We start from the raw sequence: 13,140 nt of genomic DNA, 5'->3' as shown, positions 1-13,140 counted from the left end.
TTGGTGCAAACTTACTTCAGAGTAATACTCTTCACAATCGCATCGGCATCGCTCTGCGCCTGCTGCTGATTGTCGGCGGGCAGGGTGATCTGCAGCGTCAGCAGTTTACCGTCCACCTTCGCCAGAATAACCGAGGACCAGGAGGTCTGGTTATTGGCGGAAATCACCGTATCCAGCTGCTGTGCCGGCTGGTCTTTCAGCGTCACCGCTTTGTTCGACACCACCTGCAGCTGCGGATCGCGGTTGCGCTGCTGCTGCTCCAGACGCTGAGCCAGCGCATCCAGTGCTTCACTGGTCGGATCGCCCGCAATCACGATAATTGCGCGCTGGCCGGTTTCATCGGCATACACGTGCATATTGGTGGATTCCGAACCCAGCTTGCCGCTCTTATCTGACATGCCTGCTGGCAGGCTGAAACTCAGCTTACCGTCCATCAGGTTTACTGTCTGTGCTGACTGACTGGCGCTGGTGCCGTTGCTGTTTGCCGCCGTGTCGTCTTTCTTCTGATCACACGCCGCCAGGCCTAACACCAGCAGGCCGATGCCCGCATATTTCACTAAGTTACGCATTCTTATCCCTTCGTAAGGTTTCCATCAGCCGTTATCAAAACGGAATCGGTGCTTAAAAGCAATCAGCGCTTTGTCAGGAAATCTTAGCGTGCCGTGGCGTTTCGTCTACGTTCAATTAGCCGAAATTCATCTGGCGCTGAGCCGAACGTTCCGCCAGGCGCTTAAGTGCCGCATTGAGCAAAACACCGTAAGCAGGCAGGAAGAAAACCATGCAGATCAGCACTTTGAAGCTGTAATCCACCAGTGCGATCTCCACCCAGTGGCTGGCCATGAACGGGTCCGGACTCTTATAAAAGGCGATAAAGAAGAAGGCCAGCGTATCGCTGATATTGCCGAGGAACATGGCGCAGGCAGGCGCAATCCACCACTGCGGCAGTTTACGCAGGCGGTTAAACACGTGCACATCAAGGATTTGCCCCAGCGCATAGGCCATAAAGCTGGCGCAGGCGATACGCGCCACGAACAGATTGACCTCCTGCAGCGAGGCCCAGCCCTGCCACGCGCCCTGATAAAACACGCACGACACGATGTAGGAGATAAACAGCGCCGGAATCATCACCGCAAGGATAATGCGCCGTGCCAGCGGTGCGCCAAAAATACGCACGGTGAGATCGGTGGCGAGAAAAATAAACGGGAAGCTAAACGCACCCCAGGTGGTGTGGAAGCCGAAAATCGCGACCGGCAGCTGCACCAGATAGTTACTGGAGGTAATCACCAGCAGGTGAAACAGCGACAGCCAGAATAGCGCATGCATGCGCTGACGAGCAGAGAAGTTGATCATAAAGGCCTTTTTTAAAAATGGGGTGAGGGAACCCATCCTCTTCATACTTCAGGTTTTATGTGCGTTGGCTGCGCCTGCTCACCCCAGTCACTTACTTCAGTAAGCTCCTGGGGTGAGCAGGCTTGCCGCCTTCCTAAAACCTGAATTATTTTGAGGAATTGGCAGTAACATTAAAAAATCGGACGGCATCTTAGCGTGTTGCGCAACAAATGCAATGGTTAATTTTAACGCAATCGTTCTCGCCTTGCGCGCGCGCTGTAGCGCGTTAGAATGAGCGCCCACCCTGAATAAAGACAGAGAATCATGAGCGATCCTTTTTCCGCTGCGGACCATACGCTTGATGCGCTTGGGCTGCGCTGCCCGGAGCCGGTGATGATGGTGCGCAAAACCGTGCGTACCATGCAGGCGGGCGAAACGTTGCTGATCATCGCCGACGATCCGGCGACCACGCGTGATATTCCCGGCTTCTGCCGCTTTATGGAGCATCAGCTGCTGGCACAGCAGACCGAGAGCCTGCCGTACCAGTATCTGATCCAGAAAGGCGCGGATGCCTGATCGCGGCATCCGCCCGCCTCAGCGCTGACGCAGCAGGCGCAGCGCGTTGGCGGTGACCAGCGCGGTGGCACCCGAATCGGCCAGCACCGCCAGCCACAGGCCGGTAAAACCGAGCAGCGTGGTGACGAGGAAAATCGCCTTCAGCCCCAGCGCCAGCGCAATATTCTGACGGATAATGGCGCGCGTGCGGCGTGCCAGCTGCACGGTGCGCGGCAGAATCGCCAGGTTATTTTGCGTCAGAGCCGCATCGGCCGCTTCCAGCGCCACATCAGTGCCGCTGCCCATGGCAATCCCCAGCGTCGCGGCCTTCATGGCTGGCGCATCGTTGATGCCATCGCCGACCATCGCCAGCGGCTGCTGTTCGCCCAGTTCACGCACGGCGGCTACCTTATCCGCAGGCAACAGACCGGCGCGATAGCTGATGCCGAGTTCGGCGGCAATCGCGGCGGCGGCGCGCGGATTATCGCCGGTCAGCATCACGCTGCGAATCCCCAGCGCCTGCAGCGCCGCCAGCGCACTGCGGGCCTCCTCGCGCAGCAAATCCTGCAGCGCCAGCAGCCCGAGCGGCTGTGCTTCGCGCAACAGCACCACCACGGTTTTGCCCTGTGCCTCCAGCTGCGCAATCTGCTGCTGCTGCGCGTCACTCAGCGCCGCCGCATCACGCGGTGCCAGCAGTTGATGCATCACGCCGTCGATTTGTGCGCGAATGCCGCTGCCGGCCAGCGTTTGCTGATGCTGCGCCGGTGGAATCACCTGCTGCTGGCGCTGCGCTTCCGCCACTATCGCCCGCGCCAGCGGATGGCCGGAGCCCTGCTCGATAGCGGCCGCGAGGCTGAGCAGCTGTTGCTGTGCATCCGCGCCAAACGGCTGCACGTCGGTAACCTGCGGTTTACCGGCGGTCAGGGTGCCGGTTTTATCAAACGCCAGCGCCTGCACCCGGCTGAGGCGTTCGAGCGCCGCGCCGCCTTTAATCAGCGCGCCCTGGCGAGCCGCCGCCGCCAGGCCGGAAGTGATAGCGGCAGGCGTGGAGATCACCAGCGCGCACGGACAGCCAATCAGCAGCAGCGTCAGCCCTTTGTAGATCCACGGCAGCCAGGCGCCTAATCCGAGCAGCGGCGGCAGCACCATCACCAGCAGTGCCAGCAGCATGATGGCCGGCGTGTAGAGGCGGCTGAAGCGATCGATAAAACGCTCCACCGGCGCGCGGTGACTTTCAGCTTCTTCTATCAGCTGCAGAATGCGGTCGATAGCGCTGTGGCCCGGCTGTGAGGTCACGCGCAGCGTCACCAGCCGATCCACGCTGGTGGCACCTGCCATCACGGCATCGCCCGGCTGATGGGCCACCGGTAGCGATTCGCCGGTCAGCGCACTTTCATCAAAGCTGGCGCTGGCGTGCAGCAGCTCGGCATCGGCGGGCAGACGACCGCCTGCCGCTACTTCAATCACATCACCGGGCTGGAGCGCCGCCAGTGCCACCTGCTCACGCTGTGTGCCATTGACGCGCGTGGCGGTGTCCGGACGCAGCGCCATCAGCGCGGTGACGCCACGGCGCGCCCGCGCGGCGGCATAGGCTTCCAGCCGTTCTCCCAGCTGAAACAGCAGCAACACCATGGCAGCTTCGGCGTGGGTGCCAATCACCAGCGCGCCCGCGGCGGCGAGGGTCATCAGGGTTTCAATGCTGAACGGTGAGCCGCTGCGTATGGCCTGCCACGCGCTGCGGGCTACCGGCACCAGACCGACCAGCGTGGTAAGCACAAACAGGCGATCGCCCCACAGCGGCGTGAGCTGGCTCAGCAGCCAGCTGGCGATCATCAACAGCGTGAGCAGTATGAGCGAGGCATTATCGCGCCAGCGGCGCGCCGCCGGTGCGGGGTTCTCAGTGGATTTCAGGCTAAAGCCGGCGTGGTTAACGGCCTGTTCGATAGCCGGACGAATATCGCTGTGCGCCTCCACCAGCAGATTTTCACTGGCGAATATCACCCGCGCGCTGGCGACCTGCGGCAGCTTTTGCACGGCGGTTTCGATTTTGCGGGCGCAGCTCGGGCAGTCCATGCCGGCAATCTGCCAGCGGAACTGATAGGGCGCGGACGCGCGCCTGTCGCTGTCGGCGTCGCCGCCGCCGGGACTGTCGTCATCGCTGGTGCAGCAGCCGCAATCACTGGACGCGGCCACCGGCTGTGCGGCAGAAATCTTCAGGGATGCAGGCTGAACGCTGCGTACCGCACATAGCGGTTTTGGCTGACGGTGTGATTTGCCACAGCGGCAAGAGTGGGCATGTTGATGCATGTGACCTCCGGTTGCAGAAGCGGGCCGATGCCCGCAGTCTGCATGCTACACTCTGGAGTGGACTCCAGAGTCAAGCGGTGAGGTCAATTTTTTCAGTACAGCCACAGTGAACGCACAATCATGAAGTGACCGGCGAAGTAGCAGGCGGCAACGATGGCGCTGTCAGCGCTGAAGCGACGGCGATAGTGCGAGATAAACCACACGATGTTAGCCAGCAACAGCAGCACGGCACCCACCAGCAGCGAGAAACTGTAATCGGTCGGACGGAAGAAGTAATTTTCCGCCGCCATCCAGTTCATCACCAGCGTCATGCCAATCAGCGTACAGATCGGCCAGCGCAGCGTATCCAGTTTTGACCAGATGATGCCGATCACGATGATACCAATAACCAGGAAGGTGAGCGGAATCGGCCAGAAGAAGCTCATGGTCATGTGCGCGGCAAAGCTGATGGTGTACAGCAGATGCGAAAGGAAAAAGGCGCCGAGCGCATATAGCATCTGCTGACGCGGCAGCAGGGTTAACGCATCGCCCACCAGCGTAGCGACCAGGCCAGCCAGAATCAGGTAGTCGGTGGTGTTAAGCGTGGGAGCCTGCCACGCCCAGGCAACCAGCAACAGCAGCGTAACGGGTTTGAACAGCCAGCGCTGCCACTGCGGGCCGCGGTAGGAGGCATCTACATACAGCCAACCGGAAAAAAGGACTGCAAGGAAAGACCAAAGCATTTTTTCTCCCTTTTGTGAACGTGTCGCCCACATTGATGAATTTTCCCAAAATCGCGATCTCAGTTTAAGTTACTGGCGGCAAATGTGACAATCGGGCAACTCTGGTTGTATGCTTTGGCGTCTTTTATCTGTTAACCCCCGACGTAAAGTGCGAGAGAAAACATGAGCAAACCACCGCTAATCTTTTTTATCGTCCTGGCTGTAATTGCCATCCTGGCAACCCGTCAGTTTATCAAGCAGCGCCGCGAAGCCGCGGTCAACGACGCTTCACCGGTGCGCTCAATGAGTGTGGAAGTGAAAACCAAGCGAGAGTTCCCGGCCCCCAATCGCCGTTCGCGTCAGCGCGAAGAGATTGTGGCGGAAGAGATGAAGTATGAAGCCTGGTTCCATCCGCTGAACGGCGCCGGTGATTTTAAGGTCAACGTCAGCGCCAGCGATTATCACCAGATGGACAAGGGCGTGAAGGGTGAGCTGAAAATGCAGGGCACGCGCTTTGTCAGCTTTACCCCGGCGCAATAGGCGCTAAAGCGCACGGGGCTGAAGCCGCGCGCGCTGTCTTACGTTACGACGGATAGTGCTTTTTCTGCCACGCCAGCAGTTCAAATACGCCAAAGAAGAAGATTTTCGCCTGCGTGGCGCGGCTCAGTTTTGGCGCTTCCTTTGGTTGCGTGGCACGCAGCAGCACCAGCTGCAGGCCGTGCATCACCACCATAAAGAACAGCGCAACGTGGACAAAGTAGCGCAGCGGCGTCGGGAAGGGGTGCACCAGGTTAAGCAGCAGAAATGCCCAGACGCAAATCATCAGCAAACGTCCCAGATTAAGCCACATCATCGGTCTCCTGTTGGCGTTGATAGAGGCGATAGGCCACCTGACCGGCAATCTTCTCGCGATACAAATCCCAGTTAGCCGGGGCCAGCGGGGTGCCGTGTTCCACTTCGCTCTCAACATAAATCAGCGCGTTGGCGGCGAGCCAGCCATTGTTCTCCAGCAGCGTTAGTGTCTCCTGCAGCAGGCCTTTGCGGAACGGCGGATCAACAAACACCACGTCAAACGGCTCGCCGGGCTGGCTTAGCCACTGCAGCGTATTGGTCTGGACGACGCTGGCGTTACTGGCGCGCAGCGTGTGCAGGTTTTGCGTCAGCTGCTGCGCCACGTGACGTTCCAGTTCCAGCAGGGTCGCGGAGGCGGCATAGCGTGACAGCGCTTCTAAGCCCAGCGCGCCGCTGCCGGCATAGCAATCGAGGCAGCGCGCCTGCTGGATATCCGGCGCCAGCCAGTTAAATAGCGTTTCACGCACGCGGTCGGTGGTCGGGCGCAGGCCGGCGCTGTCCGGCACCGGCAATTTGCGGCCGCGCCACTGTCCGCCAATCAGGCGAATCTGGCCTGCCGCGCCGCTGTTGCGGGGGGATTTACTCATTTCGCTCACAACTCGTCATAATTTGTTGCGTAGTTTAACGGGCGTAGCAGGCAGAAGAAACGTTAAAAAAGGGTGCTGTGGTGCGCTGGCAGGAAAGTGTTAGACTACTAAGTTGATAAAGCGGACGTAATTGCCTGATTTTTACGCCGCTCACGCGCGAAAAAGTGAATTTTTTATCCCCTGGGAACAGCGTGCTACCGGGAATAAGCCATCGAGGAGTGTGGTCACACAATGGCAAAAGAGAAAAAACGCGGCTTTTTTTCCTGGCTGGGCTTTGGCAAAGAAGAGCAGCAGCCAGCGGAAGAGCAGGCGCAGCAGCAGCCGACCGATCAACCGGCACCCGCCGCTGAAGAGAGCGCGTTAGCAAGCGCCGAAGCGCAGGCCGCCGAAACCGTGATCGTCACTGAACAGGTGGCAGAACAGCAGGCCGAATCGCCGGTTCACGCCGACGCTGAAACGCATCCCGTTGCGGAAGCAGAAACCGCAGCCGAATCCGACGCTAACGCTGATGACGCAGAAACCGCTGCCGTTAGCGCGATTGAAGAAGAGGTACTGCCGGAAGATCATCCGCAGCCGGAGCTGATGCCGGTTGAAGAGGAGCCGCAGGCTGAAGAACTGATTATTGAAGCACCGGTTTTATCTGAGGAGCCTCAGCCAGAGGACGCAGACGCACCGCTGAGCGATGAAGAGCTGGAAGCGCTGGCGTTAGCGGAAACCTATGCCGAAGACGCGGCAGAAGAGCTTGTGGCGACAGACACCGTGAGCGATCTGCCGCTGGCGGCCGCGCCGATTGTGGCTCAGGAGCAGGAGCGCCCCACCAAAGAGGGCTTCTTTGCCCGCCTGAAACGCAGCCTGGTCAAAACGCGTGAAAACCTCGGATCCGGCTTTATCAGCCTGTTCCGCGGCAAAAAAATCGATGACGAGCTGTTTGAAGAGCTGGAAGAGCAGCTGCTGATTGCCGATGTCGGCGTGGAAACCACGCGCCGCATCATCACCAGCCTGACGCAACAGGCCAGCCGTAAGCAGCTGCGCGATGCCGAAGCGCTGTATGGCCTGCTGAAGGCTGAAATGGCCGGCATTCTGGAAAAGGTCGATGCCCCGCTGGATGTGGCGGGCAAAACACCGTTCGTTATCCTGATGGTCGGCGTTAACGGCGTGGGTAAAACCACCACCATCGGTAAGCTGGCGCGTCAGTATCAGGCGCAGGGCAAGTCCGTCATGCTGGCGGCGGGTGACACCTTCCGCGCGGCGGCGGTAGAGCAGCTGCAGGTCTGGGGCCAGCGCAACAATATTCCGGTGGTCGCGCAGCATACGGGCGCGGATTCTGCGTCGGTCATTTTTGACGCCATCCAGGCGGCGAAATCGCGCCACGTTGACGTGCTGATCGCCGATACCGCCGGCCGCCTGCAGAACAAAGCGCACCTGATGGAAGAGCTGAAAAAAATCACCCGCGTGATGAAGAAGCTGGACGAAGAGGCACCGCATGAGGTGATGCTGACGATTGACGCCAGCACCGGCCAGAACGCCATCAGCCAGGCGAAGCTGTTCCACGAAGCGGTCGGCCTGACCGGCATCACCCTGACCAAGCTCGACGGCACCGCAAAAGGTGGCGTGATCTTCTCGGTGGCCGATCAGTTTGGCATTCCGATTCGTTATATCGGTGTCGGGGAAGGCATCGAAGATTTACGGCCGTTTAAGGCCGCCGACTTTATTGAGGCACTGTTTGCCCGAGAGGAATAATTGGCATGATTCGCTTTGAAGAGGTCAGTAAGGCTTATCTGGGAGGACGCCAGGCGCTGCAGGGCGTGGATTTCCATTTGCGTCCCGGTGAGATGGCGTTTCTGACCGGCCACTCAGGCGCGGGGAAAAGTACCTTACTGAAGCTGATTTGTGGCATTGATCGCCCGAGCGCCGGGCAAATCTGGTTCAGCGGTCACGATATTTCCCGGCTGCGTCACAGCGAAGTGCCTTTCCTGCGCCGTCAGATCGGCATGATTTTCCAGGATCACCACCTGTTGATGGATCGTTCGGTCTACGACAACGTGGCGATCCCGCTGATTATTTCCGGGGCCAGCGGCGAGGATATTCGCCGTCGCGTGTCGGCGGCGCTGGACAAAGTCGGCCTGCTCGACAAAGCAAAAAGTTATCCGATTCAGCTCTCTGGCGGTGAACAGCAGCGCGTCGGCATTGCCCGCGCGGTAGTGAATAAACCGGCCGTGCTGCTGGCGGATGAACCGACCGGTAACCTCGATAACGCGCTGTCGGAAGATATTTTGCGCCTGTTTGAAGAGTTCAACCGCGTGGGCGTTACGGTACTGATGGCGACGCACGACATCGGGCTGATCGCACGCCGCAATTATCGCGTGATGACGCTTAATCAGGGACGTCTGCACGGAGGCCACGATGGTCAATAAACGTAACAAGCGTCCGGCTGCGCCGAAAACGGCGAAGCAGCCGTCAAAGAGCAAAGCGCTGAAAGGCGGCTGGCAGGAGCAGTGGCGCTACGCGTGGCGCGGTACGCTGTCCGACATGTATCGTCAGCCGCTGGCGACGCTGCTGACGGTAATGGTCATCGCAATTTCGCTGACGCTGCCCAGCGTGTGCTACATGGTGTGGAAAAACGTCAGCCAGGCCGCCGCGCAGTGGTACCCGGCGCCGCAGCTGACGGTTTACCTCGACAAAGCGCTGGATGACACGGCGGCAGAGAACGTGACCGCCGAGCTGAAAAAGCTCGATGGCGTGGACAAGGTGAACTACCTGACGCGTGAAGAGGCGCAAAGCGAGTTCCGCAACTGGTCCGGTTTTGGTGGTGCGATGGATATGCTGGAGCAGAACCCACTGCCAGCGGTGGCGATCATCACGCCGAAGCTGAACTTCCAGAACTCCGATACCATGGCCAATCTGCGCGATCGCGTGGCGAAAGTGCAGGGCGTGGATGAAGTGCGCATGGATGACAGCTGGTTTGCGCGTTTAGCCGCACTCACCGGGCTGGTGGGACAGGTGGCGTCAATGATCGGCCTGCTGATGGTGGTAGCGGTGTTCCTGGTGATTGGCAACAGCGTGCGCCTGAGCATTTTTGCCCGGCGCGACACCATCAACGTGCAGAAGCTGATTGGCGCGACCGATGGCTTTATTCTGCGGCCCTTCCTCTACGGCGGCGCGCTGCTCGGTTTCAGCGGTGCGGTGCTGTCGCTGATTCTGTCGGAAGTGCTGGTGCTACGCCTGCAATCAGTGGTGGCGCAGGTCGCCTCGGTCTTCGGTACCAGCTTCGCGCTGGAGGGCTTTTCGTGGGATGAAGGTCTGCTGCTGCTGTTAATCGCGGCCATCATCGGCTGGATTGCCGCGTGGCTGGCGACAGTGCAACATTTACGTCGTTTTACGCCGCAGTAACCCATAGCAACGATTTTTTGATATACTCTTCCTCTGCTGCCGACGACCTGGGAGCAGAGGATTTCTCCGATTTCCCCCGCCGTCATCTGTGTGTAAAATATTCACTGCTATAATTGAACTTGTGGATAACTTTGACGTCCAAGTAGCACAGATTGCTTTTGGTTTTCACGCGTCGTTGACATAATGTAACGGCTGCGCAGGGAAACGAGCAGCAAGTCCATTGAATTTGTGAGGGTTTGAATGACCAAAGAAATGCAAACTTTAGCGATTGCTCCTCTGGGCAACCTGGAATCTTACGTCCGGGCTGCTAACAACTGGCCGGTATTAACGGCAGAAGAGGAAAAAGCACTGGCTGAGCGGCTGCATTACCAGGGCGATCTGGATGCAGCTAAGACGCTGATCCTGTCTCACCTGCGCTTTGTTGTTCATATCGCTCGTAACTATTCCGGTTACGGCCTGCCGCAGGCGGACCTGATCCAGGAAGGTAACATCGGCCTGATGAAGGCGGTGCGTCGCTTCAACCCGGAAGTCGGGGTGCGTCTGGTGTCATTTGCCGTACATTGGATCAAAGCGGAGATTCACGAGTACGTGCTGCGTAACTGGCGTATCGTGAAAGTTGCCACCACCAAAGCACAGCGCAAACTGTTCTTTAACCTGCGTAAAACCAAGCAGCGTCTCGGCTGGTTCAATCAGGATGAAGTCGAAATGGTGGCGCGCGAGCTGGGTGTCAGCAGCAAAGACGTGCTGGAAATGGAGTCGCGCATGGCGGCCCAGGATATGACCTTCGACATGTCGTCTGATGACGATGCGGGCGAAGGCAAGCCGATGGCACCGGTGCTGTATCTGCAGGATAAAACCTCTGACTTTGCCGACGGCATTGAAGAAGATAACTGGGATGCGCATGCCGCTGACAAGCTGAGCGATGCAATGCTGAGCCTCGATGAGCGTAGCCAGCACATTATCCGCGCCCGCTGGCTGGATGATGACAACAAAACCACGCTGCAGGAGCTGGCCGACCAGTACGGTGTGTCTGCCGAGCGCGTGCGTCAGCTGGAAAAGAACGCCATGAAGAAACTGCGTATGGCGATTGAAGCCTGATTAACGGCTGACAGATAAATGGGGCGACCACCGGGTCGCCCTTTTTTATGCGCGCAATAACCTGCGATGACTTATGACCTGTGCGGATTACAGCACGGTCGCCATGAATGGCGACCCTACAGGACACGCATGCATAGGCATCGTTAATCACGATCCCACGCAATCTGTACGCTCGTTCGCAATCCCCGCAGGGTGCGCATTCATGCGCACCGTTAATCACGCTACTGCGCCACATACGTATTCATGCGCACCGCTCTGCACGGCGTAAAATCGCCGCTTAACGCACCCACCCGTCGCTCTGCGCGCGGAAACCACACGCCTGCATAAACGCCGCGCGCACGCGCTGATCGTCTTCGCCGTCATCGGCAACCCACCAGTGATCCAGCGCGCTGTTCTGCGCTATCGTCTCTTCCAGCAGATATTGCCCTACGCCGCGCCGCCGCGTGACTTCACGCACTTCCAGCTGAGTAATCTTGCCCAGCGTGCCGCGAATCTCCAGCCGCAGCGCGCCGAGCAGGCGATCGTTAAAGCGCGCTGCATACAGCCGCTGCGCTTCACTGAGGCTGGCTTCCAGCTGCGCGATATCCTGCTGCGGCCAGACTTTGGCTAAATCCAGTCGATCCTGCGGTGTCAGCGTGCTGATGCGCTGAATAGTGAGCTTCATAACCCTTACCTGTACTGGCAGAAAGGCCTTAGTGTAGCGAATTTAGACAGTCAGAGCGCTGTCACTTTTTTGCGATGAAAAGAGGTCAAATGCCAGCCACTTTGCCAGGATTGTGGAGTAAGCCAGCATCGATCGCTGAAAAAGCCAGCATAACGCGCTGGCCTGGTGGTGAAAAACCGGCCATAAAAACCAGAGTAATCTGCTGTTCCTGTCAGCTTTTACTGAATATGTCAGTTGATTTACAGAAGAAAGTTCCTGTTTAATAACCTGAAAAATAAAGCCTTCTTAACAAAAAATGCCTGAAAAGAGCGCTAACTCATTATTCTCAAATCAGTTTTGCTCTTTGACTGGCAGATAAATAACCAATCACAACAGACACGACACAACAGATGGGGAAGTTCGCATGAAAATGAGTAAAGGACGCGCATTACTGGCGGGTTGCGTAGCGCTGGCGATGAGCCATGCGGTACTGGCGAAAGACATCAAAATTGCGATTGTCGGTGCGGCAACCGGCCCGGTGGCGCAGTACGGTGACATGCAGTTCACCGGTGCGGCCCAGGCGATCAAGGACATCAACGCCAAAGGCGGCGTAAACGGCGACAAGCTGGTCGGCGTAGAATATGACGACGCCTGTGACCCGAAACAGGCGGTTGCGGTGGCCAACAAAGTGGTCAATGACGGCATCAAATACGTTATCGGCCACCTGTGCTCCTCCTCCACTCAGCCGGCATCAGACATTTATAACGATGAAGGCATTCTGATGATCACCCCGGCGGCTACCGCGCCTGAACTGACCGCGCGCGGCTATGCCGACGTGATGCGTACCACCGGTCTGGATTCCGATCAGGGCCCGACCGCTGCCAACTACATCCTCGATCAGATCAAACCAAAACGTATTGCCGTGGTGCATGACAAGCAGCAGTACGGTCAGGGCCTGGCGGAATCCGTGCAGAAAACCCTGAAGGCGAAAGGCGGCAACGTGGTGCTGTTCGAAGGGATCACCGCTGGCGATAAAGACTTCTCCACGCTGATTGCGCGCCTGAAGAAAGAGAACGTCGACTTCGTTTACTACGGCGGTTACTACCCGGAACTGGGCCAGATTCTGCGTCAGGCCAAAACCGCCGGTCTGAAAGCCGGCTTTATGGGACCAGAAGGGGTCGGCAACGCTTCCCTGTCTAACATCGCGGGTGACGCCTCTGAAGGCCTGTACGTGACGCTGCCGAAGCGCTACGACCAGCTGCCAGACAACAAAGCGATTGTGGACGCGATCAAAGCCAACAGCGCATCAAACCGCAAAGATCCAACCGGTCCGTTCGTCTGGACCACCTATGCGGCTATTCAGTCGCTGGTAGCGGGCATTGAGCGCAGCAAAAGCGATGAGCCTGATGCGATTGCTAAAAACCTGAAAGAGGGTGCGCCGGTACCCACCGTGATGGGTAACCTGAGCTGGGACCAGAAGGGCGATCTGAAGGGCTTCGAATTTGGCGTCTTCAAATGGCACAAAGACGGTTCTTCTACCGCGGTTAAGTAAGCACGCTCCTGAATTGTCCCTCTCCTGATGGGCGAGGGCAGGGTGCGACACCGCGCGCACGCGCTGAATGAGGCGCTGCGACGCGGTGCTCTCACCCTAACCCGGTGCCGAACGCACCGGGGATTT

The 13,140-nt window shown here is 58.4% G+C and carries 14 protein-coding genes; 7 read left to right on the top strand and 7 right to left on the bottom strand.

The features are described from left to right. Positions 1-11: 11 nt before the first annotated feature. On the bottom strand, positions 12-569 hold the full coding sequence (locus tag C1N60_RS18385) for a DcrB family lipoprotein (RefSeq protein WP_150059135.1): 558 nt from the start codon (positions 567-569) through the stop codon (positions 12-14). 115 nt (positions 570-684) lie between these two features. Then, positions 685-1,350: a 7-cyano-7-deazaguanine/7-aminomethyl-7-deazaguanine transporter gene (locus C1N60_RS18380; RefSeq protein WP_021508018.1), complete on the bottom strand. Its 666-nt coding sequence runs from the start codon at positions 1,348-1,350 to the stop codon at positions 685-687. A gap of 303 nt (positions 1,351-1,653) precedes the next feature. Between C1N60_RS18380 and tusA the strand changes: the two genes are divergently transcribed. Next, positions 1,654-1,905, top strand: a complete 252-nt coding sequence (gene tusA / locus C1N60_RS18375; RefSeq protein ID WP_021508017.1) for a sulfurtransferase TusA — start codon at positions 1,654-1,656, stop codon at positions 1,903-1,905. An 18-nt stretch (positions 1,906-1,923) separates the two neighbouring features. Here the strand turns inward: tusA and C1N60_RS18370 are convergent, their stop codons facing one another. Next, positions 1,924-4,191, bottom strand: a complete 2,268-nt coding sequence (locus C1N60_RS18370) for a zinc/cadmium/mercury/lead-transporting ATPase (protein ID WP_394521171.1) — start codon at positions 4,189-4,191, stop codon at positions 1,924-1,926. A 92-nt stretch (positions 4,192-4,283) separates the two neighbouring features. After that, a complete protein-coding gene (locus C1N60_RS18365) occupies positions 4,284-4,913 on the bottom strand; it encodes a lysoplasmalogenase (protein WP_125309278.1) in 630 nt (209 codons plus the stop codon). A gap of 162 nt (positions 4,914-5,075) precedes the next feature. On the opposite strand from C1N60_RS18365, the gene C1N60_RS18360 reads away from it, so the two are divergent. Continuing rightward, the gene (locus C1N60_RS18360) at positions 5,076-5,432 is read left to right on the top strand and encodes a DUF2500 domain-containing protein (RefSeq protein ID WP_021508014.1); all 357 of its coding nucleotides are present in this window, start codon (positions 5,076-5,078) and stop codon (positions 5,430-5,432) included. Between the two features lie 43 nt (positions 5,433-5,475). Here C1N60_RS18360 and C1N60_RS18355 read toward each other — a convergent pair whose 3' ends face one another. Together C1N60_RS18355 and rsmD are read right to left on the bottom strand one after the other, a co-directional pair. Further along, entirely contained in the window at positions 5,476-5,742 is a 267-nt protein-coding gene (locus tag C1N60_RS18355) for a DUF1145 family protein (RefSeq protein ID WP_021313674.1), read from the bottom strand. Further along, on the bottom strand, positions 5,732-6,331 hold the full coding sequence (gene rsmD / locus C1N60_RS18350; protein ID WP_125309276.1) for a 16S rRNA (guanine(966)-N(2))-methyltransferase: 600 nt from the start codon (positions 6,329-6,331) through the stop codon (positions 5,732-5,734). Before rsmD ends, C1N60_RS18355 begins: the two co-directional genes overlap by 11 nt. Before the next feature lie 231 nt (positions 6,332-6,562). Between rsmD and ftsY the strand changes: the two genes are divergently transcribed. The 4 genes from ftsY to rpoH all read left to right on the top strand — a co-directional run bounded on the left by ftsY (position 6,563) and on the right by rpoH (position 10,819). Then, positions 6,563-8,071 (top strand): signal recognition particle-docking protein FtsY, encoded by a 1,509-nt coding sequence (ftsY, locus tag C1N60_RS18345; RefSeq protein WP_394521170.1) that lies wholly within the window; start codon positions 6,563-6,565, stop codon positions 8,069-8,071. A 5-nt stretch (positions 8,072-8,076) separates the two neighbouring features. After that, entirely contained in the window at positions 8,077-8,745 is a 669-nt protein-coding gene (gene ftsE / locus C1N60_RS18340; RefSeq protein WP_394521169.1) for a cell division ATP-binding protein FtsE, read from the top strand. After that, the gene (gene ftsX / locus C1N60_RS18335; RefSeq protein ID WP_021508010.1) at positions 8,735-9,721 is read left to right on the top strand and encodes a permease-like cell division protein FtsX; all 987 of its coding nucleotides are present in this window, start codon (positions 8,735-8,737) and stop codon (positions 9,719-9,721) included. Before ftsE ends, ftsX begins: the two co-directional genes overlap by 11 nt. Positions 9,722-9,961: 240 nt before the next feature. Beyond that, a complete protein-coding gene (gene rpoH, locus C1N60_RS18330) occupies positions 9,962-10,819 on the top strand; it encodes an RNA polymerase sigma factor RpoH (RefSeq protein WP_021508009.1) in 858 nt (285 codons plus the stop codon). A gap of 277 nt (positions 10,820-11,096) precedes the next feature. On the opposite strand, the gene panM is transcribed toward rpoH, so the two are convergent. Beyond that, positions 11,097-11,483 (bottom strand): aspartate 1-decarboxylase autocleavage activator PanM, encoded by a 387-nt coding sequence (gene panM / locus C1N60_RS18325; protein ID WP_021508008.1) that lies wholly within the window; start codon positions 11,481-11,483, stop codon positions 11,097-11,099. Between the two features lie 403 nt (positions 11,484-11,886). On the opposite strand from panM, the gene C1N60_RS18320 reads away from it, so the two are divergent. After that, positions 11,887-13,014, top strand: a complete 1,128-nt coding sequence (locus tag C1N60_RS18320; RefSeq protein WP_021508007.1) for a branched-chain amino acid ABC transporter substrate-binding protein — start codon at positions 11,887-11,889, stop codon at positions 13,012-13,014. Positions 13,015-13,140 lie beyond the last annotated feature (126 nt).

This window comes from Pantoea sp. SGAir0184, assembly GCF_043544755.1.
Note: the sequence above shows the minus strand (reverse complement) of the source record. Positions and strands in the feature narration are given on the sequence as shown.

Excerpts from the sequence above, each read along its gene's own strand:
- ftsE (WP_394521169.1), top strand. The coding sequence starts at position 8,077 with ATGATTCGCTTTGAAGAGGTCAGTAAGGCTTATCTGGGAGGACGCCAG.
- C1N60_RS18370 (WP_394521171.1), bottom strand. The coding sequence starts at position 4,191 with ATGCATCAACATGCCCACTCTTGCCGCTGTGGCAAATCACACCGTCAG.
- panM (WP_021508008.1), bottom strand. The coding sequence starts at position 11,483 with ATGAAGCTCACTATTCAGCGCATCAGCACGCTGACACCGCAGGATCGA.
- C1N60_RS18365 (WP_125309278.1), bottom strand. The coding sequence starts at position 4,913 with ATGCTTTGGTCTTTCCTTGCAGTCCTTTTTTCCGGTTGGCTGTATGTA.
- C1N60_RS18360 (WP_021508014.1), top strand. The coding sequence starts at position 5,076 with ATGAGCAAACCACCGCTAATCTTTTTTATCGTCCTGGCTGTAATTGCC.
- ftsX (WP_021508010.1), top strand. The coding sequence starts at position 8,735 with ATGGTCAATAAACGTAACAAGCGTCCGGCTGCGCCGAAAACGGCGAAG.
- ftsY (WP_394521170.1), top strand. The coding sequence starts at position 6,563 with ATGGCAAAAGAGAAAAAACGCGGCTTTTTTTCCTGGCTGGGCTTTGGC.
- C1N60_RS18320 (WP_021508007.1), top strand. The coding sequence starts at position 11,887 with ATGAAAATGAGTAAAGGACGCGCATTACTGGCGGGTTGCGTAGCGCTG.
- C1N60_RS18355 (WP_021313674.1), bottom strand. The coding sequence starts at position 5,742 with ATGTGGCTTAATCTGGGACGTTTGCTGATGATTTGCGTCTGGGCATTT.
- tusA (WP_021508017.1), top strand. The coding sequence starts at position 1,654 with ATGAGCGATCCTTTTTCCGCTGCGGACCATACGCTTGATGCGCTTGGG.
- C1N60_RS18380 (WP_021508018.1), bottom strand. The coding sequence starts at position 1,350 with ATGATCAACTTCTCTGCTCGTCAGCGCATGCATGCGCTATTCTGGCTG.
- rpoH (WP_021508009.1), top strand. The coding sequence starts at position 9,962 with ATGACCAAAGAAATGCAAACTTTAGCGATTGCTCCTCTGGGCAACCTG.
- rsmD (WP_125309276.1), bottom strand. The coding sequence starts at position 6,331 with ATGAGTAAATCCCCCCGCAACAGCGGCGCGGCAGGCCAGATTCGCCTG.
- C1N60_RS18385 (WP_150059135.1), bottom strand. The coding sequence starts at position 569 with ATGCGTAACTTAGTGAAATATGCGGGCATCGGCCTGCTGGTGTTAGGC.